Origin of the sequence: Bacillus sp. JJ1122, assembly GCF_036964885.1 — a bacterium.
Lineage (GTDB): Bacteria > Bacillota > Bacilli > Bacillales > Cytobacillaceae > Mesobacillus.
Window position 1 is genome coordinate 1 of record NZ_JBALQL010000021.1, and the last position, 24,282, is coordinate 24,282.

Consider the following 24,282-nt stretch of genomic DNA (forward strand, 5'->3'; position numbering starts at 1 on the left):
TTTGAGATTCATTATAAAGCTTCTTACTCATTGTAAATCCTCCGTCCATTCTGATTAGTTCTATTGAAACACAAAAAACCCCGGATAAGGGGCACTTTTTTATAAGTGTCCGTTATCCGGGGTATAGTTCAAGAATTCCCGGGTCTTTTTTTGGCAGCTTTTAAATCCCGTTAAAAAAACGGGAGGATGAAGATGCCAATTAAAATAGAAATTACCCCTATTCCAATTGCCCAGCTTCCGATGGCGGAGCCTCTTCTGCGGGCCATGAAGCCAAGGATAATCCCAGCTGCTCCGAAAAGAACTGGTAAAATAAACAGCGACAAGATCGAAAGGGCAAGAGCTGAATAGGCAAGCCCTCTTCCTCCAGTTTCAGTTTCCTCATCTGATCCTCTTCTTACTAAAGGTGCAGGTGCAGCAATTTCAGCCGCTGTTTCTTCGCGGTAGAAGTGTTCATCACGTGCGGGAGCGGCGATTTCTTCTGCTGTCTCTTCTTGATAAATTTCATCACGCGCATCTCTTACCGTTATAACATCCTGCTTAGGTTCAGTGATATATTCGGTACCTCTCTGTTCTCGTTCTTGGTCTGCCACTTTAATCCCTCGCTTTCTTTAAGTGGAGCATTTATTATTGTTTGCTACATTGCCGTTTTTCCTCATGGCAATGTTTGACTGAATGAAAAGTATTTCTTTTGCGCCGTCTGTTCATTTGGTAAGATTAAGGAAGGATATATTTTATTTAAGGAGCAAGCTGAATGAAAAGACGTTTCGGTATAGATATTGATGGTACAGTCACCTGTCCAACTACATTTGTTCCATATTTAAATGATGCATTTGGATTGAATATTACAATTGATGACATTAAGCAATATGACTTTATGCCGCTGGTAACGGTTTCTGAAAAGGAATTTTATGACTGGTTCAAAAGTATGGAGCCGGTCATTTATTCACAATCCCCTTTGGCAGCAGGAGCAAAAGAAATCTTGAAAAGATGGGAAAAAGAGCACGATTTGTATTTCATAAGCGCCAGAGACAGCCACTTGCTTGACATAACAAAGGAATGGTTTACCAATCAAGAGCTTATGTACAATGATATCCATTTAATTGGTTCACATGATAAAATCGAAGCTGCAAAGAAATATGATGTCGATATTTTTCTTGAGGATAAGCATGATAATGCGGTGAATCTTCATGAAGAACTAAACATCCCTGTATTGTTATTTAATACACCTTACAATCAAGATCCGATTCCTGAAGGAGTCATTCGTGTAAACGATTGGAAAGAAGCCCAAGACTGGGTGCAAAAATGGATAAAAAATAATTAAAAACGGCCTATCCCAGGCCGTTTTTTTCATTTCACTTAATTTTTGTATTAAATTGATGAAATGAATAAAAAGATCTGGCCAGGTGGCCAGATCTTTAAGGAACTTATATCAAGTTGTTATTGAACACATTCAGGGCAGCGCCCATAAATTTCAAATTTATGTCCCGATATATCGTAGCCTTTAAAGCTAGCCTCAATATTTCGCATCGGGCAAGTTTCGATTTCCTTTGTTTTCCCACAGTCGAGGCAGATAAAATGATGATGATGCTCTTTGTGAGAGCAGGTGAACCGAAAATGCTTTTCACCAGAAAGCTCTGTCATTTCAAGAATTCCTAAATCTACAAATACACTTAAATTACGATAAATGGTATCGAAACTCAAACCAGGGTAGTTCTCCTTCATTTGTTCCAATACATCCCGTGCAGTTAAGTATTTATCATTATCAGAAAAGAGCTGGAGCATGTCCTCCCGTTTACCGGTATGCTTAAACCCTTGTTCCTTGAGTAGGTTCATTGCTTCTAGTACGTTCAAGAAATCACCCCGTTACAATGATCTTGATGATGCACGTTTCTTAAGCCATATAGCCAAGACAAGAATGAGTACTGCAATCATCACGATAGTTCCACCTGGCGCTAAATCCAGGTAGTAGGATAGGAAAAGACCGCCTAACACAGAGATTTCGCCAAACAGGATGGAGAAAAAGATGGTCTGCTTAAATCCTTTTGCGAAACGAATACTGGCAGCAACAGGCAATGTCATCAGTGAGGAAACGAGCAGGATGCCGACAATCCTCATCGATGCAGCAATGACCAATGCTACCATTACAATAAAAATAAAATGGAGCGTTTTTGCAGCGATTCCAGTCGCCCTCGCATATTCTTCATCAAAAGATAACAGGAATAATTCTTTATATAATAATACAACAAGCAATATGACAAGGATACTAATGATGGCAATTGTCCATAGGTCCATTCTGCTTACAGCACTGACACTGCCAAATAAATAGCTGAATAAATCGGTATTGAACCCGTCTGCAAGGGAAATGAAGATGACTCCCAACCCGATACCGCCAGAAAGGATGATCGGGATCGCCAATTCCTGGTAATGTTTATAAACCGTTCTTAGTTTTTCAATAAACAATGAACCCGTCACCGAGAAAGCCATTCCCATATATAACGGATTAACTCCGCTGAATACCAAGAATTTCTTTTCAAGCAGAAGGCTTGCCGCAATTCCTGCTAGTGTTACATGGCTAAGAGCATCTGCAATGAGCGAAAGTCTGCGGACGACAATAAAGACACCCAGCAAAGGAGCTATCACTCCTATAATCATTCCAGTTAAAAAGGCATTTTGCAAAAATTCGTATTGCAATAAACCGCTAATCATGAATGGGCCCCCTCGTGATGGTGGTGATCATGAGTCAAAACATGAACATCATGCCCATAAATTTCTGACATCTCGTTGATTTTTAGCAGCTCAAATTCCTCAGTGCTCCCATGGAAATGCATATTTTTATTGAGGCATGCCACATTTGTAACTTTATCGGAAATCGTGCCAATATCATGAGTAACCAGAAGCAAGGTAATACCATTCTGTTTATTTAACCTTTCTAGCATTTCATAGAACGAATTCACATTTTCAGCATCGACACCGACTGTTGGTTCATCAAGAATCAGCAATTCTGGATTGCTAACGAGAGCCCTGGCGATAAAGACTCTTTGCTGCTGCCCGCCGGAAAGTTCGCCAATATTACGGTCCATGAACTTTTCCATCCCTACAGATTTAATTGCCTGCTTAATTTTATCATGGTGCCTTTTCTGTAAGAACTTAAAAAGACCAAGCTTCTTAGTCAATCCACTAGCCACTACCTCAAAAACCGTTGCCGGGAATCCAGTATTGAAGGAGTTAGCCTTTTGGGACACAAAACCGATTTTATGATGCTCCTTGAATTTTCCAATTCCCTGCCCAAATAAACGGATCGTACCTTTTTGCGGCTTAATCAGACCAAGCATCAATTTAAGCAAGGTCGATTTACCCGATCCATTCGGGCCAACAATCGCCAAAAAGCTACCCTTTTGGATAGACAGATTTATATTTTCAAGTACATTCTCTTTATCATATCGATAAGACAAATTTTGTACCTGGACGATATAATTGTTACTGCTCATTTCATCACCCACAAAATAAGAATCATTACGATTTACATTTAGTAGTATATCTTTATACGTGCAAATTGTAAACTATCTGATTTTAACACCGAAATTCCACGTTGACACCGTCACTGATTTTTACCCCCTAGCATTTCAAAGATATTCAAAATTTAAAGTAACTAGATTACAGCCAAGATGAAAGGATGAAACAGTATATTTTTTATCTGGCAAAGAAAACAGTCACTTTTTCCATTCCGGGCTCATACCTTACTATGGAGGAGTGATGATCTTTGGCTATTTTTGAAAATATCATTAACCATAAAATAAGTAATATTACTGCTGATGAACTGCTGAAATATGCCTCTCAATTTCAGATTTCAATCACAATGGCGCAGGCACAGAAAATTGCCGGATACTTACGAGGAAAAAAAGTCAACATTTTTAATGATTCAGAACGTAAAACATTGATCAAAGAGATTGCCCGTGTCACAAGTCCAGAAACTGCACGCGAAGTTAACAAGCTTTTCGTGAAATTTACGAAATGATGGAAATCTAGCCTATAATACATTAATTACTCATTCATAAAACAACAAATTAAAAAGCTGTGGAGTTCTCCACAGCTTTTAACTTTGTTATTTATTTTAGCCATTCATAATTATATCAAGCAGATTTTCTTCAAACTGCTTGCTTTTAAGCATGGCTATTTCATGCTTATATGGTGCTTTTTTATTATTCTTATCCTCTCCAACAAAAGGAGTTTCAAGAATTTTTGGCACGCTGATAAGCTGTGGGTGATGAACAATGTAGCTCAACGCATCAAAGCCAATATGGCCAAACCCAATGTTCTCATGGCGGTCTTTTCTCATGCCTACAGCATTCTTGCTGTCATTAATGTGGAGCACTTTCAGCCTGTCCAGTCCAACGATTTTATCGAATTCATTCAGGACACCATCAAAGTCCTCAATGATAGGATATCCAGCATCATGGGTATGGCATGTATCAAAGCAAACTGAAAGCTTATCATTGTAAATGACGCCATCCATAATCATCGCGAGCTCTTCAAAGGATTTTCCGCACTCTGATCCTTTTCCGGCCATTGTTTCCAAAGCGATTTGGACATTTTCTTTACCTGTTAAAACCTCATTGATGCCCTCGACAATTTTTTGGATGCCTTTTTCTGTGCCTGCTCCGATATGGGCACCCGGATGCAGAACGATTTGCCTGGCACCAAGAGCCTCTGTGCGCTCAATTTCGCTCCTTAGGAATCTTACACCCAGATCAAATGTATCTGGATTTTCGGAATTTCCAATATTGATGATATATGGTGCATGGACAATGATTTCATTGATGCCATGCTCTTCCATATGCCTGTGCCCTTCTTCAATATTAAGATCCTCAATTTTTTTCCTTCTCGTATTCTGAGGTGCTCCCGTATAGATCATAAAGGTATTTGCTCCATATGAGACGGCTTCTTCACTTGCTGCTAGCAGCATTTTCTTTCCGCTCATGGAAACATGTGAGCCAATTAACATTACTGATCTCTCCCTAAAACATTTACAGTTTGTTTATTTTTTCTTATTTAACCGATTTTGACGTTTTTTAATTTTATCCATTTCCCACTGCATCTTTTTCTTATAGCCTGGCTTGACTTTTTTAGGTTTTGAAACAAGCGATTTGGCCACCGCTTCACCTGGTGTTTCTTTTTTCTTTCTATTTTGGCGTCTGTTCCGCTCTTCAATTTCGGTAAATTCGCCTTTCTTCATATCGATGTTTTTAAAGGCGATCCCCATTTTTTCGAGGCGTACTAATGCATCTTCATCAGACTGTTCATATACCGTTAAAGCGATTCCCGAGGCACCTGCACGTGCTGTACGCCCAACCCTGTGGATATAAAAATCAAGGTCTGTCGGCAATTCATAATTGATTACATGACTGATTCCCTGAATGTCGATTCCCCTTGCAGCAAGGTCAGTAGCAACAATATATTGAAATTCCAGGTCTTTAACCTGCTTCATGACTCTTTTACGCTCACGTGGACTTAAATCCCCATGAATTCGGCCAACCTTCATGCCTTTTGAGATTAATCCGTCCGCTATCTCGTCTGCTTTCTTTTTCGTATTGGCAAAAACAATCCCGAGGTACGGATTAAATGCCAAGAGCGCAGAATGGACGAGTCCAATTTTGTCCCTGTGTCGAGCTGGCAGCAGAAGATGTTCAATATTCTCAGCTGTTGCTTGCTTCGGATCTACTTGTACATATTTAGGGTTTTCCATGTACTTTTTCAAGAAAGGCTTAAGTTTTTCAGGTATGGTTGCAGAAAATACTAACATCTGAAGCTTTTCAGGCATCCGTGATGCAAATTGGTCAATATCTTCAATGAATCCCATATCAAGCATTAAATCCGCTTCATCCACGACCAGCATGTTAGCGGTGTGAACAAACAGTGCATTTTCCTTTACAAGGTCGTTAATCCTGCCTGGGGTGCCGATTACTATTTGCGGCTGTGTTTTCAGCTTCTCAATCGTTCTCTGCTTATCAGTGCCGCCAATATAGCAGCGTGCAGTAATTTTTTCTTCCTGAGGTGCATGTTCAGCTATCTTGAGAACTTCATGGTAAATTTGATTTGCAAGCTCCCTTGTAGGAGCTGTGATGATAGCTTGGACCTCATTGCGGGAGGCATCAAGCTTGTTCATGATTGGAAGAACGTACGCATGTGTCTTCCCTGTTCCAGTCTGTGACTGGCCAATAGCGCTATCACCTTTGATAATTGTCGGAATCAAGCGTTCCTGGATTTCAGTTGGCTCATAAAAACCAAGTTTGTTAACGGCATCTATAATGAATGGCTTAAATTCATATCGATCAAATTTCGTTTCAGTCATTGTTTAACTCCTTTTTACCCTTTTTCCCTATACTGCAGGGAATTCAGCCCGTTCCGTAGGCTGGTCTCTCAGGTTCATCCTGTAATTATAATAAAGATTGCAGAAAATCTCCAATCAGTACTATCTTAACCTTTCCTCATGAAAAAACAAACCTGTTTCGTGCCGAATGCTAATTTATTAAACCAAATCTGAGGTGCTGCATACTCTAATAGGAGATGATTTATCTAGAAAGGAGGGGTCAGAATGCTACAAGGACCCCGTATGAACTCTCGCGGAATGCAGCCTCATCATTTCATGGGTCCAGGATATATGGGCCCACCTGCCATGCCTCACCGCCAAATGAACCCAAACCAATTCGGCGGGATAAGGCCAGGAATGCAACAGGGGCAATTTGGACCAAGGATGGGCAGAAATCCGCAATCTAGACAAGGTGGCGGAGGAATACTTGCTAAACTTCTCGGTAAAGGCAGCAGAGGCCAAAGTAATGCTATGCCTGGATTTTTGTCACAAGGCGCCGGAACAGCAAGAGCAGCAAGCTCTGGAGGTGGAATCCTGAAAACCCTGACGAATCCTTCAGCACTTAATGGATTCCTTAACAACACACAGCAGGTTTTAAAGACTGCGCAGCAATTTGGACCAATGATTCAGCAATATGGTCCCCTTGTCCGCAACATTCCCTCGATGTGGAAGCTGTACAAGGGACTGAAGGATATGCCTGATGCAGAAGAACAAAAGGAACAAGGAGACGTCACAGTAAACAAAGATACAGCAAGTATGGAGAAAACTGCAAAGACAGCTCCAACACAACCAAAGAGTAAACCAGCAGGCCAGAAAAAGGCTGCTAGAAAGACTGGACCCAAGGGTTCATCTTCCCCAAAATTATTCTTTTAGCAAGGTGTAATTAGTAAAGTCATTCCTTTACTGAAAGTCGCTTTTGTATTCTTTCTATAAGTTTTATATAATAAAAGAGAGAATTAGAGGTATTCGCAGGAGGATGACTCAATGAATGTAATTAAAATTTCACCTCGCGGCTATTGCTATGGTGTCGTCGACGCTATGGTCATTGCACGTAATGCTGCATTGGATAAAAGTTTGCCGCGGCCAATATATATACTTGGGATGATTGTTCACAACAAACATGTTACGGATGCATTTGAAGAAGAAGGAATCATCACATTGGACGGGAATAACCGTAAGGAAATACTTGAAAAAGTTGATGGCGGGACTGTTATTTTTACAGCCCACGGAATTTCCCCTGAAGTCCGGGAACTCGCTAAGAAAAAGGGACTCGTTTCAATTGATGCGACGTGTCCAGATGTAACCAATACCCACAACTTGATCCGCGCAAAGGAAAAAGAAGGCTTTGAAGTTATATATATCGGGAAAAAAGGCCACCCAGAGCCCGAGGGTGCAGTTGGAGTCGCACCTGGAATTGTCCACCTGGTAGAAACTCCATCAGATGTTGAGGCACTGCAATTGAAGGCCGAAAAATTAATTGTTACAAATCAAACAACTATGAGCCAATGGGATGTGTCCGAAATCATCCAGAGCGTGAAAGAAAAGTACCCTCATGCAGAGGTGCACAAAGAAATCTGCATGGCAACACAGGTGCGCCAGGAAGCTGTTGCTGAGCAAGCTGGCGAAGCGGATGTCCTTATCGTCGTCGGCGACCCAAAAAGCAATAACTCTAACCGCCTGGCTCAGGTTTCAGAAGAGATTGCCGGAACGAACGCATATCGGATTGCAGATGTATCTGAATTGAACATCGAGTGGATCAAGGATGCCAACACCGTCGCTGTCACTTCTGGTGCATCTACTCCAACCCCTATCACAAAAGAGGTCATAACATTCCTTGAACAATTTGACCCGGCAAACGAAGCTACGTGGATGAAGGAGAAAAAAGTTCCGTTAAACAAGATTCTGCCGAAGGTAAAAAAAGCTGAAGCAAGCTTATAATTAACAATAAAAAGCAGCCTGGATGTCAGGCTGCTTTTTTCTTATCGTATAGATGGCAGCTGATTTAAACGATTAACAGGCCAATGGATTTTAATTTAAATAAATGTAAAAGGATCTGTCCCGATTTCTGATGGAATGAATTGCACCTCATAACCTTTCTCCCTGCAAAGCTTCTCCATAACTGATGCTACGCCTTTTTTCATTACCTTTTCCACGTTGTGTCCTGGATCGATCATGTTTAAACCGGCCATCATGGCATCATGTGCTGTATGGTAATAAATATCCCCTGTAATATACACATCTGCACCTCGGAACTTGGCCTGTGAGTAATACTTATTACCATCTCCGCCCAGGACCGCAACTTTTTTCACCTTGGAGTTTAGTTCGCCCACTACACGAACTGTATCAACTTCCAACACTTCTTTTACCCGCTCTGCAAATTCGCCAAGAGTGGTTGGATCTACATGACCAATCCGTCCCAGACCTAGCGCAGCACCTTTATTTTCAATGCTGTACACATCGTATGCAACCTCTTCATAGGGATGTGCCTTGATCATTGCTTGGAGCACCTTTTTTTCGATGCTGAGAGGGAAAATAGTTTCAATCCTTACCTCGCTGACTGCTTCAAGCTTTCCCTTTACGCCTATATGGGGGTTTGTATTCTCCCCTGGCAGGAAACGTCCCTCTCCAGGCCCTGAAAAAGAACAATGGCTATAGTTGCCAATTGAACCGGCCCCAGCATTTCCAAGAGCCTCCCTAAGCTGTTCGGCATCTTCAGCAGGGACAAACACCACAAGCTTCTTAAGTGTATCTTCATATGTTGGAACTAACACTTCAGGATTTTGTAATCCCAGCGCTTCAGCCAGCAAATCATTCACACCACCCACAGCAACATCGAGGTTTGTATGAGCCGCATATACAGCAATGTCATGCTTGATAAGCTTCGCAATTATTCTTCCAGCCGGAGTATCTGTTGCAATTTTCTGCAGGGGCCTGTAAATTGGTGGATGATGAGCGATAATCAATTTAGCATTTTTCGCAATTGCTTCATCTACAACTTCCTCATTCACATCAAGAGCTACCAGGACCGTTTGCACGGGCTGGTTCAGAGCTCCAATCTGTAGGCCAATTTTATCTCCTTCCATCGCGAAAGCTTTTGGAGAGAATTGTTCAAAAAGCTGTATTACCTCATGGCCATTGACTTTTTTCACTTTAATACCTCCTCTGCCATACTGATCTTTCTTTCTAATTCGAGCCTCTTACTCGCTGTTTCTTCATTTTGTACTGCATCATTAAGCTGGTGTAAGATCCGATCCCAGTTTTTCTTTTCCTGGTTCCATTTTTCTATGAATATCAGTGATTTCTCTCCCATTAAAAATGGGCCAAACAAAATTCCTTCTTCTAGATTCTTATTTTGAAAAGGCTTTAATGGCTCTCCTCTTTCAGCAACTAAAATCTCATATATTTTTCCATCTTCTTTAAGGATTTCTTCTTTCATTAACTCCCAGCCATTATCGATCAGCCAGCTGCGAACTGCGAAACTCCCGACATTTGGCTGGAGAACAAGTCTAGTCACTCCATCAAGTTTTGTTTTACCACGATCGAGAATATTTGAAATAAGCGTTCCTCCCATGCCAGCAATGGTAATGCAGTCAACTTCGCCAGTTTGAATCACATCAAGACCGTCACCCTTACGGACAGAAATCTCTTCTGCAAGGTTTTCAGAGTGCACCTGCTCAAGCGCAGATTGATATGGCCCCTCTGCCACCTCGCCTGCAATGGCTGCAGGGACGATTCCTTTTTTCACTACATTGCATGGCAAATAGGCATGGTCGGAACCAATATCAGCCAGCCTTGCCCCATGAGGAATATTATTTGCAACGGCTTCTAGCCGGTTCGATAGCTTTTCAGCATTCATTCAAGTCACCTTCTAAATCGTATTTTGCTTTTATTAGTATATGAAAAGCTCCTGCCCCTTGTCCAATCATGCCAGAGAATAAATTAAAAGGCCCTTTGCTTTTGCAAAGAGCCCTTCATGGTATTACTTCATTTTTGAAAGGAATTCAGCCATTTGTTCTTCTTTACCAGCTGCCATTCCTGGAGGCATGTTGCCCTTACCATTCGTAATGATGTCTTTGATTTCATCTTTAGAATATCTGCCGCCTACACCTTTTAACGAAGGACCAGCACCACCTTCATACTGTTGACCGTGGCATCCTGCGCAAGTTTGCTTGTAGAACTCCTCAGGATTCACTTCAGCAGTCTCCTCAGTCTTTCCGCCGCCTTCTTTTTCTTTCGCTAAGTCTTTGGAATCTCCAAGTCCTTTGAAAGAAAGCAGGAACATTAAGCCGATACCCATTACCATGATCAATACGAATGGAATGATTGGATTACGATTCATCATATACCCTCCCTTATGTATAACATCACTTTTAAATAATAATTTCAAGCAACTATTATTTTACTTGAAAAACGTTTACAGGAAAAGCAAAAAAGCAAACTTTGTCACACTTGTTCACAAATTAGACAAAAAACCCCATCAAATGATGAAGTTTTTGCGTAATCACTCATCCTTACTATTTCCAATCTAACAGCCAATTAACCTAGCGATGACCATTCTTTGTACCTCAGAAGTACCTTCGCCGATTTCAAGCAGCTTTGCATCTCTCATATAGCGCTCCACTTCATACTCTCTCATATATCCATAACCTCCATGGATCTGGACAGCCTGATCAGCTACTTCCATGGCGATTTCAGAAGCGTACAGCTTGCACATTGATGCTTCTTTGGAGAATGGGCGCCCTTGGTCCTTCAGCCATGCTGCCTTGTAAACCATATTACGGGCCAATTCAATTTTCATGGCCATATCAGCAAGTTTGAATTGGATTGCCTGGAATTTAGAAAGTGACTTTCCAAATTGTTTTCTTTCTTGGGCATATTGCAGCGCTTTTTCATAAGCAGCCTGGGCAACACCGACTGCCATTGCGCCAATTCCGATTCTGCCTCCATCGAGGGTAATCAGGAATTGCTTGAAGCCTTCTCCTTTTTTGCCAAGAAGGTTTTCAACCGGCACCCGAACGTTTTCCATTACTAGCTCGGTTGTATTTGATGCATTCAATCCCATTTTTTCATAGTTATCAATTACTGTAAAACCAGGAGCATCTGTTGGAACAATGATCGCACTGATTTCTTTCATTCCAGCATTATCCCCAGTGATTGCAGTCAATGCCAAATGTTTTGCATAGCTCGCGTTCGTAATAAAACACTTGCTTCCATTGATTACATACTCTCCGTTTTCCTCTTTAGCTGTCGTCTGTGTGCCTCCAGCATCCGATCCTGCATTAGGTTCTGTCAATCCAAATGCACCTAGAGATTCCCCTGTACAAATAGGCTCAAGATACTTTTGCTTTTGTTCCTCTGTTCCAAAGAGATTAATCGGAGCACCGCCAAGAGAAATATGTGCTGAGTAAGTAATCCCAGTAGAAGCACATCCCCTGCTCAGCTCCTCTGTTACAATCGCGAAACTGACTGTATCGGCTCCTGCCCCGCCGTATTCTTCTGGAAATGGAAGCCCCAACATTCCAAGCTCACCAAGTTTTTTGAAGATTTCTGTCGGAAACTGTTTGGTTTTATCTCTTTCAATTGCTCCAGGAGCTACTTCTTCCTCAGAAAACTCTCTAATCGTCCTTTTTATCATTGCCTGTTCAGATGTTAAATCGAAATTCATTTCCATCCCCCTTAAACTGTTGAATGCGTTTACATTCTTCATTATAAAGGTGGATAGACAATATTCTCAAGATTTAAAAACTTTTAAATATTTTATAATTATATAAATATAGTAATAAACAGAATGATTATGCCTGCAATTCCGGAGATTTTAAATGAAATCATTTTCCATTTCACACCTGCAATGACCCATACTAAACAATTGGCGATGGTCACGAAATAAAGTATGTATGTATTTTCCGGAAAGGAAATTTCTGCTGCCTGGATTGTAATGATCAACAAATTCATTGCTGTGGCAAGCAATGGGATTAATTTTAAGTAAGATTTGGAGATTAAATAAATACCTGAAATTAGGGAACTTATTCCAAAAAGAATGATGATGGTCATTTGCAAAATGAGAGATAATTCAGTAAAATAAAATAACAATACTGAAAGCGATAACAATCCAAGTAAAAAAACAGTTAAGATTTTAGGCAGGTCATATTGGCTGTTTTTAGCAGCTTGTACGGCTTCGGTAATGCCCTCAGTATATAGATTCAGAAGAAAATCACAATAGTGTTCTGGCAACATTCTGTTTTGTTTCCAATAATTTATTTCATTAACAATGATTTTCTTGCGCTGATCGTCCATCAATTGCACTTCCTGTCTTAATTAAATTGCCGTTTCAAGGAGTTACTTATATCAGATATGAGTAGCGAAATGAACCTTAAAAAAAGGAATAATTTACTTTTATTTTAAAAAGTAAATTATTCCTTGGCAATCCTATTCTAAAAAGTCTTTCAGACGTTTGCTTCGGCTTGGGTGCCTTAACTTGCGAAGTGCCTTGGCTTCAATTTGACGGATACGTTCGCGCGTAACCCCAAATACCTTGCCCACTTCCTCAAGTGTGCGGGTACGGCCATCATCTAGGCCAAATCTTAGTCTTAAAACGTTTTCTTCACGGTCTGTGAGCGTATCAAGGACATCTTCAAGCTGTTCCTTTAATAATTCATACGCAGCGTGTTCAGAAGGAGATGTAGCATCCTGGTCTTCAATGAAATCCCCAAGGTGTGAATCGTCCTCTTCACCGATTGGTGTTTCAAGGGAAACTGGTTCCTGGGCAATCTTTAAAATTTCACGTACCTTTTCTGGTGTAAGATCCATATCTTCACCAATTTCTTCAGGTGTTGGTTCGCGGCCTAAATCCTGAAGAAGCTGTCTTTGAACACGAATCAATTTATTGATTGTTTCAACCATATGAACAGGAATCCTGATCGTACGTGCCTGGTCAGCGATAGCGCGTGTGATTGCCTGACGGATCCACCAAGTAGCATAAGTACTGAATTTGAACCCCTTACGGTAATCAAATTTTTCAACAGCCTTGATTAAACCCATATTTCCTTCCTGGATCAAATCAAGAAATAGCATTCCACGGCCGACATATCGCTTAGCAATACTTACTACAAGTCGAAGGTTTGCTTCAGCAAGACGCCTTTTAGCCTCTTCATCGCCTTCTTCGATTCGTTCTGCAAGATTGATTTCTTCTTCTGCAGACAGAAGATCCACACGCCCGATTTCTTTTAGGTACATCCTTACAGGGTCATTGATTTTGACTCCTGGCGGGACACTAAGATCATTTAAATCGAACTCTTCATCATCTTTGGAAAGCTGCTTTATATCTGGATCCTCAGATTCATCACTTTCTCCAACTAGTTCAATTCCCTGCTCTCCTAGGAACTCATAGTATTCATCCATTTGGTCTGAATCAAGTTCAAAACTTGAGAGCCTTTCAGCAATATCATCATAAGCAAGGACACCTGTTTTTTTACCCAGTGCAGTTAACTGGTCTTTAACTTGTTCCACTGTCACTTCATTTTCTGTGACCTCTTTAGAACGGGCCGACTTTTCAGCCATTTGTCCCCCTCCTTCCAAAAATCAAAAACAATCAGCATCGGGATTTATAGAGTCTTGCGCAAACTTATGATTTCTGCAGCGATAGACGCTGCACGCAAGAAGTCACTTTGTCGTTCTGCCTGTTTTTGTTCTGCCAATTTTTCCTTTATTTTTAACATTTTTTGATAATTCAACACTTGCTTGATATAATCAGATAATTCCTGATCACTGATTTCCTCGTTTAGAGGCATCATCTCGATATCAGCAACGACCCTTTTTAGCTTATTATCCTGAAGGTAATTTAAGAACGCACTTGGATCAGGGTCATGTCCTTTTTCATAGTATGCAAATAAATAAGTAATAATAGCCTGATGCTCATCAATGTTCAGTGTGTTCCCTTCAAGCATATCCTGTACCTTATAGGCAATATCGGCACTTCTCATCATGTGAGAAATCATACGCCTTTCAGCCGTATGGTATGCAGGTTTAAGCTCCGCTTTTCGGCTGAACGCCACTGGCTTGTTTTCTGGCTGGGCTTGCCCTTTAGGTGTTTGCTTCTTTTGGTTCCTTGCCTGCACCAATTGGTTCTGCTGCTGCACAAGTGCTTCTAGCGAAAGCGAAAACTCATTGGCAACCTGCCTTAAATACAAATCTTTTTCAACGGCTTTATCTAATGCACTAATTTCTTTAAGTACTTCTTCGATATATTGAAGGCGATCTCCTTCATGCTGAAGGTTTTTCCCTCTTCGATAATATATTAATTTAAATGCCATCAAGGTGGCGCTCGAACCAATTATTTCGTTTTTAAATTTTTCCTCGCCGTGGACCTTTATGAAATCGTCGGGGTCCATGCCATCTGGCATAAGTGCGACTTTTACCGTAAAACCTGCCTTGGACAGCATATTGGAAGCCCTGAAGGCTGCTTCAATACCTGCTTTGTCCGAATCATAACAAATTGTAACGGCTTGAACATTTCTCTTCAACAATGAAATATGCTCTTCGGTGAGAGAAGTCCCCATCGTTGCTACGCCATTTTCAACACCCGCACGATTAGCGGAAATGACATCGGCAAACCCTTCGAAAAGCACGGCTTTCTGCTGCTTCCGGATTGAAGGCCGCGCAAGATGAAAATTATACAAAACTTTGCTCTTGTTAAAAATTTGCGTTTCGGGACTATTTAAATATTTGGGTTCTTCGCCCCCTAGGGTTCTCCCGGAAAACGCAATTGTATTTCCTTGATGGTCCACAATAGGAAACATGATTCTGTCCCTAAACCTGTCAAAATATGTTCCATCTTTTTCTCTTTGTATAACTAAACCTGCTTTTTCAATTAACGCCAGTGAAAATCCACGTTTCTCAAGCAGCTTAGATACAAAATCCCAGGAAGGAAGTGCATATCCAATCTGGAACCGTTCAATCGATTCCAGGGTGAAGCCCCTGTTAAGGAGATATTCCAGAGCATCCTGTCCTTCTTTTGTATTTACCAGCAAATGATGATAAAATTTACGCAATAGCTCATGAGCTTCAATCATCTGCTTAGAGCCTTCAGACAATTGAGGTCCTTTATTAGTTAAGGGACCATCAAGCTGCAGTTCGATATTCGCTCGTTCTGCTAGTTTTAAGGCGGCTTCCTGGAAGGAAAGACCTTCAATCTCCATTAAAAATGAAAAAACATTGCCGCCTGCGCCACAACCAAAGCAATGATAAATTTGCTTATCGGGTGAGACTGAAAACGAAGGGGAGTTTTCCCCATGAAATGGACAGAGTCCAAAATAGTTTCTGCCCTGTTTTTTTAACTGGACAAAATCACCAATGACATCGACTATTTCAACCGCCTGCCGGATTTCATTTACTTTTTCCTCGGCAATCCTCTCTGCCATATGCATGACCTCATTAGTTGTGATTCCTTGAACATATCTTAAAATTCGACAAAAGCATGCTCAATTCCTTTATAAATTTTTCTCTGTCTTTTTCGGTGAAAGGTTTCGGCCCTTTTCCGTAGAATCCGCGCCTTCTTGCTTTAGCAGAAAGATGCCTTAATTCAAGCGCAGTTTGTATACCTTTTTCTTCAAATAAGTTTCCCCTTGGAGAGATGGCATAAACCCCTTTCGCAAGAAGGGTAGAGGCAAGACCGATGTCCTGCGTCACTGCAAAATCACCTTTGTTAACGTGATTCATTAAATAAAGGTCTGCAGCCTCCTTATGTGAATCGACAAATACCCAGTTTAGCCCTTGGAGATCGTTCTTCATATGGGCATATGAAGCCACAAAAATCACTTCGATTGAAAACTTCGTAGCAATTTCGACAATTTCTTTTAAGACCGGGCATGAATCTGCATCAACAAAAAGAGTCTGATTGTTGATTTCACTAGTATTAATTCTACATCACTCCGGATTTTCCTTCTTAGGGACTATATTTTTTAAAAAGGGAATTTTGTCGAATTTTTTCATGGTCAATATCTTGACAACTGATAATAAATAGTTTATTCGTAATCTGTCAAGTCTAAACCTAAACAGATACATTTTTATCACAATTTTTTATTATAGTATAAGAAAGGGGATTTTGCCATTATTTTTTCTCGTGGTTTAAGGCTATCTGCAAACTAATACCACTTAATGGAAGACAATGTTTTAAAACACGATTCAAATACATTCAAAAAGAAAAGCACATACGCAATATATATGTGCTAAGCGTCCATCTTTTTGTTCCGGACCATGTTCAAAATGACATTTGCTGTTTCTTCAACTGCCTTATTTGTCACATCAATAACAGGACAACCGATTTTTTCAACAAGACCATCGAAAAATTCAATTTCTTCCTTAATCCGTTCAATATTGGCATAAATGGCTTTGTCATTAAGGCCAAGTGAAATCAACCGTTCTCTCCTGATCTGGTTAAGTTTATCAGGGGAAATTCTTAAACCAAAACATTTTTCCTTTGGAACGAGGAATAGCTCTTCTGGAGGGTCAACCTCGGGAACAATCGGCACGTTTGCCACTTTATATCTCTTATGAGCAAGATATTGGGATAAAGGTGTTTTCGAAGTCCTCGAAACACCTACCAGCACGATATCTGCCTTTAAGATTCCTCTTGGGTCACGACCGTCGTCATACTTAACGGCAAATTCAATGGCTTCAACCTTTTTGAAGTAATCTTCATCTAGTTTCCTTACCAATCCTGGTTCATATAACGGAGTTTCTCCGCAAAGGAGCTGTATTTGCTGCATCAAAGGGCCAATAAGGTCACATGCATATACTCCTTCTTTCCCAGAGGCCTCCATCAGATATTCACTTATTTCCGGCTTCACTAAAGTATAAGCAATCATGCCGCCGTCTTGCTTAGCAAGGGAGACAACTTCATCAATATGTTCTTTATCCTCAACATATGGATATCTTTTTAAGGATATATCTGCATGTTCAAATTGGCTGATAGCAGCTTTTGTAACGAGCTCAGCTGTCTCGCCGACAGAGTCAGAAACCACATAAATTATTGGCGTTTTTTTCATTTTTGTATCCAGCCCCTTCAATATTTGCTTCTTATTCCTCTGCCAAGGCAACAAAGGCCTTCGTAATGTTCGTCTTCGTCAATCTGCCGACAAGTTCATATCCATCATCGGTATCTTTAATGATTGGAAGAGCGTCAATTTGCTTTTCAATTAATTCCTTTGCTGCATCAATAAGCAGATCGTCCCTGCGGCAAACAGTTATGTTCGGCATCCTTGTCATAATGATATTCACTGGCAAGCTGGTCAGCTCTTGTTTGCCAATGCTCGCCCTCAATAAATCCTTACGAGAAAGAACACCTACTAGCTTCGAAGCCTTATCCACAACAAACAATGTCCCAACATCCTCAAGAAACATTGTACAAATTGCATCATAAACCGAGACATTTTCAGGCACTACAATCGGGATCGACTGATATTCTCTAACAAGGATTTTCTTAAGGTTCTCAGAAAGGAGCTGAGTACCTGTTTTGCCAGTGTAAAAATAGCCTACACGCGGCCTGGCGTCCAGATAGCCTGACATTGTCAGGATGGCAAGGTCCGGCCTTAATGTCGCCCTTGTCAGATTCAACCTGTCGGCAATATGTTCCCCTGTGATTGGTCCATTATCCTTGACGATCTGCAGGATCTGTTCCTGGCGCTTATTCAGTTCGATTGTCCTCACCACCTAACGGAATTATTTGGCTAATTAGCCGCAATTTTATGTAATATTAATGTAATACGCTATTATGGCTTTAAAGAAATCAAATTCCAGGTGTACTAAAAGTAAACAAGACCATAAAGCTCAATTGCATAATTCATTACGCTTATTTGAAATTGTAATAGATACATCGTTTATAAAATCATTATATCCTACTCATTCCAAATAGAAAGTAAGTATTTTGTTATTATTTAGAATAGATTCAAGAAGTGGCAGCTTTGTTATTTTCGAAGTGCCTTCCTTAAGCTGGAAGGCACTTCGATGATTACTTCACAACAATATCGTTGACTTTGGCAAGCTTCATGATGAGAACTGCCAGTGCAGCCATCTGGTTCAATCGATTCTCCTTGATTTCCAGATTATCTGACATAACCATTGTATTATCAAAGTACTGATTGATTTCTGGTTTTAAAGAGACAAGCAGCTGATAATACACTGAAGCGTCTACACCATTTTCTGTCTTTCTGCCAAGCTCTAGATATTTATCATATAGATTTTGTTCATGCACATTCTCAAACAGCTCTGGATTGATGTCGCCGAGAACCTCTTTTTTGCTGGCGATATTAAGCACCCTGCTTAATGCCTCCATACTCTCCTTAAATCCTTCGTCGGAGCTTGCTGACTGCAATGCTACTGCTTTCTCAACTAATTCAGAAACAGTTCCGATTTCCCCGCCTAGTACTGCATCGATGATATCATAACGGATTCCCCGTTCCTGCAGAAGATGCTTTACACGAAGTTTAAAGAACTGGATTAATTCATGGTAAACTTCTTCTTCAGACCGTTTTGCGATTCCTGATTCAGAAATCAAACTCAAGGAAAGTCCAACAAGATTTTCAACTGAAACCGGCCATTGTTTTTCAATTAACGTCTGAACAATTCCTGTTGCCTGTCTTCTTAATGCATATGGGTCCTGCGAGCCGCTAGGAATAATCCCAAGTGCAAAGAAAGAGATGATCGTATCAAGTTTATCAGCAATTGCCACTAAAGCTCCAGCTGGTGTGCCTGGTACAGAATCTTCTGCATTCCTAGGCATATAGTGTTCATTGATCGCAGCAGCTACTTCAGGGCTTTCACCTTTTTGAAGAGCGTATTTCTCTCCCATAATCCCCTGAAGTTCTGGAAACTCATATACCATTTGTGATACTAAATCGAATTTACTGATTTGTGCAGCTCTATCAGCAGCCTTAATAACTTCAGAAGAAAGTTCCAGTCTGTCTGCAACTAAATTGACAAGCTTACGAACACGCTCAGCCTTCTCAGCAATTGTGCCGATTTCTTCATGATAAACAATCGTCTTAAGTTTATCCAAAGCAGTTTCAATTTGCAGTTTTTGATCTTCTTTATAAAAAAATGCAGCATCAGCCAATCTTGCTCTAAGTACCTTTTCATTACCCCGTGCTACTTTTTCGATATGAAGGTGATCGCCATTCCTTACGGTTACAAAATGAGGAAGCAATTTTCCTTCCGCAGTTACCGGGAAATAACGCTGATGCTCCTTCATTGAAGTAATAAGTACTTCGCTTGGGATTTCCAGGAATTCTTCCTCAAATCGGCCGTATAATGCAGTCGGATATTCAACCAGATTATTAACCTCTTCGAGCAAATCTTCATCAACTGGAATTGTCCAGCTGTTTTCTTCCTCGATTTTTTCAAGTTGTGAAAGGATGGCATCCTTTCGTTTTTGGGCATCAGCGACCACATACTGTCCTAGTAATGTTTCTTCATATTCTTCAGGGTTTGATATCGTCACTTCATCTTCTCCAAGGAATCGATGACCTCTCGTAACCTTCCCTGTTCGAACGCCAGCAATTTCGAATGGAATTACATCGCTGCCGAACATCGCCACCAGCCATTTTATTGGCCTTACGTATCGCATATCTAAATCTGCCCAGCGCATATTCTTTGGGAATGACATGCTCGTGATGATCGCTTGTAATTCAACAAGCAAAGCGGAGGTTTCCTGCCCTTTTATAAATTTGCTGACATGTGCATATTCAACACCATTGATTTCTTTGAAGAAAATATCTTCAACCGTCATTCCCTGACCACGTGTAAAGCCCATTGCTGCTTTTGACCACTCTCCTGTTTCAGAAAGAGCAATTTTCCTTGCCGGGCCCTTAGCTTCCTCTACGCTGTCTTCCTGGCGCTCATCTACATTCATGATTACGACAGCGAGCCTGCGTGGTGTTGAATATAAGTTAATGCTTTCGAATCCAATATTATTTTTTGTTAGCCAGTTCTCAACTTTGGAAGCAAGCTGGTTAATGGAATCAGTAATAAATCTTGCAGGCATTTCTTCTAATCCAATTTCTAGTAAAAGATTGCGCTTAGTCATTTTCTACCTGCTCCTTCCGTTTAATGATTGGGAAACCTAGTTTTTCTCTTTCGTCATAGAACGTTTTCGCTACTTTTTTGGCCAAATTTCGGCAGCGAGCGATATAGCCCGTTCTTTCTGTTACTGAAATAGCACCGCGTGCATCAAGGAGATTAAAAACGTGCGAGCATTTCAGGACATAATCATACGCTGGATGTACAAGTCCAGCTTCCATTTGACGATGGGCTTCCTTTTCATAAATATTGAACAGATTGAACAGCATTTCCTGATCTGAAGTCTCAAATGTATATTTCGAATGCTCATATTCAGGCTGACCGAAAATATCTCTTACGGTAAAACCATTTGTCCACTCTAAATCAAATACATTTTCTTTATCCTGGATGTATGATGCAAGCCTCTCGATTCCGTAAGTGATTTCAACCGAAACTGGTTTGCAATCTAATCCTCCAACTTGCTGGAAGTAAGTAAACTGGGTAATTTCCATACCATCTAGCCAAACTTCCCAGCCTAGGCCAGCACAGCCAAGGGAAGGGTTCTCCCAGTTATCCTCCACGAAACGGATATCATGTTCAAGCGGATCAATTCCTAATGCCTTCAATGATTCTAGATAGATTTCCTGGATGTTGTCTGGAGAAGGCTTCATAATTACCTGGAATTGGTGATGCTGATACAGCCTGTTTGGGTTTTCCCCATACCTGCCATCAGCAGGTCGGCGGGATGGTTCAACATACGCCACATTCCATGGCTCAGGTCCAATCGCCCTCAGGAATGTATAAGGGCTCATCGTTCCGGCACCCTTTTCGACATCATAGGCCTGCATAAGGATGCAGCCTTTTTCAGACCAGTGTTTTTGCAATGTAAGGATCATATTTTGGATATTCATCTGAACACCTCCGAATTATTATATAGCTTTTATATAAATTGCTTTGTTAGCTGGGATATTGATTTTCACTCCAATCAACAGAGCCAAAAAAATCATAATAATCACTATCACAGTTTAAAATAAAAAACTCCCGCCCCCTATGCACATCATTCATGCATAGGGACGAGAGTTACCCGCGGTTCCACCCTATTTGCTGCCAAAAAGCAGCCTCTTTAAGAAAATGTCGCTCCAGAATGCCTTCCTTAATTTTCTGCAATCCGGCTCACACCAAACCCGGACTCGCTAATACAGAGCGATTAAGTACTCTTTTCCTTCGCCGCAACATATGTAATTTTAATTTGAATAATATCGAAAACAAGTAATGATGTCAATAGTTATAGCCTGTCCCTAAATGAATCCATCTGGTCAAGAAATTTTCTCGTTTTTAAGTAAAGACCAGAATACTCATCATAATAGGCAGAAATGACCTTTTTGAGCTCTGCTTTTGTTTCGGGCTTGACTGAAATATTTCCGAGGCGGTTCAAGTCAAGCAGATAAAACAATCGGAGCAGTCTTACTGTACCAGGAGCTATTTTAAACCGGTAAGGATCTCGTTCAAAGCAGCGATGGCAAATTAATCCGCCTTCCTTGATGGAAAAATGAAATTCTCCTTCAGTACTGCCACAATTGGCACATCTGTCTAATACAGGATACATTCCCTGGACATTCAACATTTTCATTTCATAAATATTAGTCAGGATTTCAAGGTCATAACCTTCATTCATATAATTAAGCGTCTGGAGCAAAAGTTCAAATAAAAACGGGTTTGATTTTCGATCCTCGGTAACTTTATCAGTCAAATCTACAATGTAGCTGGCATGAGCTGTCAGGAAGATGTCCTCGCGAATCGCTCTCATTGATGAAATCATTTCACCCTGCTGCAGACCTCCAAGCCCAGTGCTTGCATGGAATAAATACTGTCCATACGTAAAAAGCTGGGTGACGGCAGCAAGCCTGCTATTAGGCTTTTTTGCGCCTCTTGCCATCACACCAACTTTCCCGAATTCCCTGGTATATAAAGTTACAATTTTGTTTGTTTCGCCATAATCTGTTGTTCTAATGACGATGCCTTCACATTTCTGCAGCATCAGCTGTCACCATCCATTACTACAGACAAACCTATGAGATTGGAAAATCAATTTGTGCTAGTTCTTCCTCCTGATAACCGGGTATTTCTTGATTGTCCTTCTCTAATTCCTTAAAGAGAAGATAAGTGTCAATGTTACCTGTTTGCGAAAAAACCTTCCAGGTAAAATCCAACATCGAAAACCCCACCTTTCAATTTTTCACTAGCATTTTTGTCCCAAATCCTTATGAATATCATAGCCTGTCAATCAGATTTTCATGTTACGAAAAAATTGTAAAACAATCTTGTGCATAAATTTCAATATTCTTTAATATGTTAATGATGGAGCATTTGCCCAACAGGCTTAATACTCATCTTCTCGGAAACCATAATCACGCAAGTGCGAAGCTTTATTTCTCCAATCTTTCTGTACCTTCACCCATAACTCAAGAAATACCTTGGACCCAAGCAGGTTCTCAATATCCAGACGCGCCCTTTTGCCAATTTCCTTTAGCATGCTCCCCTGCTTGCCGATAATGATTCCTTTTTGAGAATCTCGTTCAACAATGATCGTTGCCATGACATGGACCATATCCTTTTCTGACTGTCGTTCCATTTTCTCAATGACTACAGCAGTTGAATGGGGAATTTCTTCTCTGGTCAAATGCAGTGCTTTTTCTCTGATTAATTCTGAAACAATGAACCGTTCAGGATGGTCCGTTACCTGGTCTGCCGGATAGAACTGTGGCCCTTCAGGCATTTTTTCTTTAATTTGCTCCAGCAGCTTTTCAATGTTGTTGCCTTCAAGAGCAGAAATAGGCACAATTTCAGCAAAGTTGAATTTTTCTTTATAGGAATCGATTAGTTCCAAAAGTTTATCTGGATGAATTAAGTCAATTTTATTAATGACCAGGAATACTGGAGTTTTAACATTTTGCAGTTTTTCAATGATAAATTCCTCTCCGCGCCCGTAACCCTCCTGGGCATTGACCATGAATAGTATAAGGTCGACTTCTTTTAATGTATTTTGAGCCACCTTCATCATGAAATCTCCCAGACGATGCTTAGGCTTATGGATTCCTGGAGTATCAATGAAAATCAACTGTGAATCTTCAAGAGTAAGAACGCCCTGAACCTTGTTTCGTGTCGTTTGCGGCTTATCACTCATTATAGCGATTTTTTGGCCAATTACCCTATTAAGAAATGTTGATTTACCAACATTCGGCCTGCCAATGATTGAGATAAACCCTGATCTGTGTGATTGATTGTTTTGATTGCTAAAATTCATTTTGTAATTCCCTTCTCCACTTAATTTTACCCTATTTCAACTAAGATTTCATCGTTTGTAGCAAAATTGAAATATAAAATTTTAAATTTTCTAAAAACTAACTCACAGTTTTTATAGACTGTTATGTCATTTTACTTAAGTTTTTGTCTGTTTTCAAATTCATTGAAACATTTTCTAAAGAACAAAAAGCGCAAGCGCCTTGGTCAGCCCCGACAAGCGCTGGCCGACTAAAACCGCCACGTCCTGTGGCTACGTCGGCACTAAGACATCGTATCCGTCGAAGGGCCGACCAGTGAAGTCGTTCTTTGACTTCATTGGGCGAACCGAAATCGAAATGTATAGCCGACTGCCCAGAAACGCAGAAACTGGAGACTCCGACAAAGAAGCGCTTTTTGCTTCTGCCGGCGGAGTTGAAGTTTCGGAGTTTCTAGGAGGCGACACTGGACAAGCGACTCGAGGGGCTAGGAGCTGGAGCTGGATTAAGCAAATCCGCGTTGAGTAATCCACACCTGAAAAAATTTATAATTTCCTAATCAAAGAAAAAGTTGTCCTATGCAGGACA

General features: G+C 40.7%; 26 protein-coding genes and 1 other annotated feature. Of the genes, 5 read left to right on the forward strand and 21 right to left on the reverse strand.

The window, feature by feature from the left end; translation table 11 throughout:
- Nucleotides 1-170: 170 nt before the first annotated feature.
- Nucleotides 171-590, reverse strand: coding sequence for a DUF4190 domain-containing protein (locus V7201_RS12255; protein ID WP_335377027.1), 420 nt, complete (start codon nt 588-590; stop codon nt 171-173).
- A gap of 161 nt (nt 591-751) precedes the next feature.
- Between V7201_RS12255 and V7201_RS12260 the strand changes: the two genes are divergently transcribed.
- A complete protein-coding gene (locus V7201_RS12260) occupies nt 752-1,321 on the forward strand; it encodes a hypothetical protein (protein WP_335377028.1) in 570 nt (189 codons plus the stop codon).
- Between the two features lie 116 nt (nt 1,322-1,437).
- On the opposite strand, the gene V7201_RS12265 is transcribed toward V7201_RS12260, so the two are convergent.
- Genes V7201_RS12265 through V7201_RS12275 form a run of 3 tightly spaced genes read right to left on the reverse strand, consistent with a single transcriptional unit; the run spans nt 1,438 to nt 3,488 of the window.
- Entirely contained in the window at nt 1,438-1,851 is a 414-nt protein-coding gene (locus tag V7201_RS12265) for a Fur family transcriptional regulator (RefSeq protein ID WP_335377029.1), read from the reverse strand.
- A gap of 12 nt (nt 1,852-1,863) precedes the next feature.
- Nucleotides 1,864-2,706 (reverse strand): metal ABC transporter permease, encoded by an 843-nt coding sequence (locus V7201_RS12270; RefSeq protein ID WP_335377030.1) that lies wholly within the window; start codon nt 2,704-2,706, stop codon nt 1,864-1,866.
- Nucleotides 2,703-3,488 carry a metal ABC transporter ATP-binding protein gene (locus V7201_RS12275; RefSeq protein WP_335377031.1) on the reverse strand — a complete coding sequence of 262 codons (786 nt, stop codon included), beginning with the start codon at nt 3,486-3,488 and terminating at the stop codon, nt 2,703-2,705. Before V7201_RS12275 ends, V7201_RS12270 begins: the two co-directional genes overlap by 4 nt.
- A gap of 272 nt (nt 3,489-3,760) precedes the next feature.
- Here V7201_RS12275 and V7201_RS12280 point away from each other — a divergent pair, with 272 nt between their 5' ends.
- Nucleotides 3,761-4,015, forward strand: a complete 255-nt coding sequence (locus V7201_RS12280; RefSeq protein ID WP_335377032.1) for a DUF2624 domain-containing protein — start codon at nt 3,761-3,763, stop codon at nt 4,013-4,015.
- 96 nt (nt 4,016-4,111) lie between these two features.
- Here V7201_RS12280 and V7201_RS12285 read toward each other — a convergent pair whose 3' ends face one another.
- Entirely contained in the window at nt 4,112-5,002 is an 891-nt protein-coding gene (locus V7201_RS12285) for a deoxyribonuclease IV (RefSeq protein WP_335377033.1), read from the reverse strand.
- Nucleotides 5,003-5,035: 33 nt separating this feature from the next.
- Nucleotides 5,036-6,349: a DEAD/DEAH box helicase gene (locus tag V7201_RS12290; RefSeq protein WP_335377034.1), complete on the reverse strand. Its 1,314-nt coding sequence runs from the start codon at nt 6,347-6,349 to the stop codon at nt 5,036-5,038.
- A 243-nt stretch (nt 6,350-6,592) separates the two neighbouring features.
- Between V7201_RS12290 and vrrA the strand changes: the two genes are divergently transcribed.
- On the forward strand, nt 6,593-7,240 hold the full coding sequence (gene vrrA, locus V7201_RS12295; protein ID WP_335377035.1) for a VrrA/YqfQ family protein: 648 nt from the start codon (nt 6,593-6,595) through the stop codon (nt 7,238-7,240).
- Between the two features lie 111 nt (nt 7,241-7,351).
- Complete coding sequence (locus V7201_RS12300) at nt 7,352-8,305, forward strand: 4-hydroxy-3-methylbut-2-enyl diphosphate reductase (RefSeq protein ID WP_335377036.1); 954 nt, start codon at nt 7,352-7,354, stop codon at nt 8,303-8,305.
- Nucleotides 8,306-8,400: 95 nt separating this feature from the next.
- On the opposite strand, the gene V7201_RS12305 is transcribed toward V7201_RS12300, so the two are convergent.
- The 15 genes from V7201_RS12305 to era form a co-directional block, all read right to left on the reverse strand.
- Nucleotides 8,401-9,516: a Nif3-like dinuclear metal center hexameric protein gene (locus V7201_RS12305; RefSeq protein ID WP_335377037.1), complete on the reverse strand. Its 1,116-nt coding sequence runs from the start codon at nt 9,514-9,516 to the stop codon at nt 8,401-8,403.
- Entirely contained in the window at nt 9,513-10,223 is a 711-nt protein-coding gene (locus V7201_RS12310) for a tRNA (adenine(22)-N(1))-methyltransferase (RefSeq protein ID WP_335377038.1), read from the reverse strand. The genes V7201_RS12305 and V7201_RS12310 overlap by 4 nt, the downstream gene beginning before the upstream one ends.
- A gap of 123 nt (nt 10,224-10,346) precedes the next feature.
- A complete protein-coding gene (cccA, locus tag V7201_RS12315) occupies nt 10,347-10,706 on the reverse strand; it encodes a cytochrome c550 (protein WP_335377095.1) in 360 nt (119 codons plus the stop codon).
- A 186-nt stretch (nt 10,707-10,892) separates the two neighbouring features.
- Nucleotides 10,893-12,032 (reverse strand): acyl-CoA dehydrogenase, encoded by a 1,140-nt coding sequence (locus tag V7201_RS12320; protein WP_335377039.1) that lies wholly within the window; start codon nt 12,030-12,032, stop codon nt 10,893-10,895.
- Nucleotides 12,033-12,130: 98 nt separating this feature from the next.
- Nucleotides 12,131-12,661 carry a hypothetical protein gene (locus V7201_RS12325; protein ID WP_335377040.1) on the reverse strand — a complete coding sequence of 177 codons (531 nt, stop codon included), beginning with the start codon at nt 12,659-12,661 and terminating at the stop codon, nt 12,131-12,133.
- Between the two features lie 132 nt (nt 12,662-12,793).
- Entirely contained in the window at nt 12,794-13,924 is a 1,131-nt protein-coding gene (gene rpoD / locus V7201_RS12330) for an RNA polymerase sigma factor RpoD (protein WP_335377041.1), read from the reverse strand.
- Nucleotides 13,925-13,968: 44 nt separating this feature from the next.
- The gene (dnaG, locus tag V7201_RS12335) at nt 13,969-15,783 is read right to left on the reverse strand and encodes a DNA primase (protein WP_335377042.1); all 1,815 of its coding nucleotides are present in this window, start codon (nt 15,781-15,783) and stop codon (nt 13,969-13,971) included.
- A 13-nt stretch (nt 15,784-15,796) separates the two neighbouring features.
- Nucleotides 15,797-16,267, reverse strand: a complete 471-nt coding sequence (locus V7201_RS12340; protein WP_335377096.1) for a YaiI/YqxD family protein — start codon at nt 16,265-16,267, stop codon at nt 15,797-15,799.
- 323 nt (nt 16,268-16,590) lie between these two features.
- Nucleotides 16,591-17,409: a pyruvate, water dikinase regulatory protein gene (locus V7201_RS12345; RefSeq protein ID WP_335377043.1), complete on the reverse strand. Its 819-nt coding sequence runs from the start codon at nt 17,407-17,409 to the stop codon at nt 16,591-16,593.
- A 31-nt stretch (nt 17,410-17,440) separates the two neighbouring features.
- Nucleotides 17,441-18,070, reverse strand: coding sequence for a helix-turn-helix transcriptional regulator (locus V7201_RS12350; protein ID WP_335377097.1), 630 nt, complete (start codon nt 18,068-18,070; stop codon nt 17,441-17,443).
- A gap of 301 nt (nt 18,071-18,371) precedes the next feature.
- On the reverse strand, nt 18,372-20,444 hold the full coding sequence (gene glyS, locus V7201_RS12355) for a glycine--tRNA ligase subunit beta (RefSeq protein ID WP_335377044.1): 2,073 nt from the start codon (nt 20,442-20,444) through the stop codon (nt 18,372-18,374).
- Nucleotides 20,437-21,327 carry a glycine--tRNA ligase subunit alpha gene (gene glyQ / locus V7201_RS12360; RefSeq protein ID WP_335377045.1) on the reverse strand — a complete coding sequence of 297 codons (891 nt, stop codon included), beginning with the start codon at nt 21,325-21,327 and terminating at the stop codon, nt 20,437-20,439. Before glyQ ends, glyS begins: the two co-directional genes overlap by 8 nt.
- Nucleotides 21,328-21,482: 155 nt before the next feature.
- Nucleotides 21,483-21,653 (reverse strand) — a binding site (T-box leader).
- A 48-nt stretch (nt 21,654-21,701) separates the two neighbouring features.
- Nucleotides 21,702-22,454 carry a DNA repair protein RecO gene (gene recO / locus V7201_RS12365; protein WP_335377046.1) on the reverse strand — a complete coding sequence of 251 codons (753 nt, stop codon included), beginning with the start codon at nt 22,452-22,454 and terminating at the stop codon, nt 21,702-21,704.
- A gap of 31 nt (nt 22,455-22,485) precedes the next feature.
- On the reverse strand, nt 22,486-22,629 hold the full coding sequence (locus V7201_RS12370; RefSeq protein WP_207500038.1) for a YqzL family protein: 144 nt from the start codon (nt 22,627-22,629) through the stop codon (nt 22,486-22,488).
- 167 nt (nt 22,630-22,796) lie between these two features.
- Nucleotides 22,797-23,720, reverse strand: coding sequence for a GTPase Era (era, locus tag V7201_RS12375; RefSeq protein ID WP_335377047.1), 924 nt, complete (start codon nt 23,718-23,720; stop codon nt 22,797-22,799).
- A 292-nt stretch (nt 23,721-24,012) separates the two neighbouring features.
- On the opposite strand from era, the gene V7201_RS12380 reads away from it, so the two are divergent.
- Nucleotides 24,013-24,222 carry a hypothetical protein gene (locus tag V7201_RS12380; RefSeq protein WP_335377048.1) on the forward strand — a complete coding sequence of 70 codons (210 nt, stop codon included), beginning with the start codon at nt 24,013-24,015 and terminating at the stop codon, nt 24,220-24,222.
- Nucleotides 24,223-24,282 lie beyond the last annotated feature (60 nt).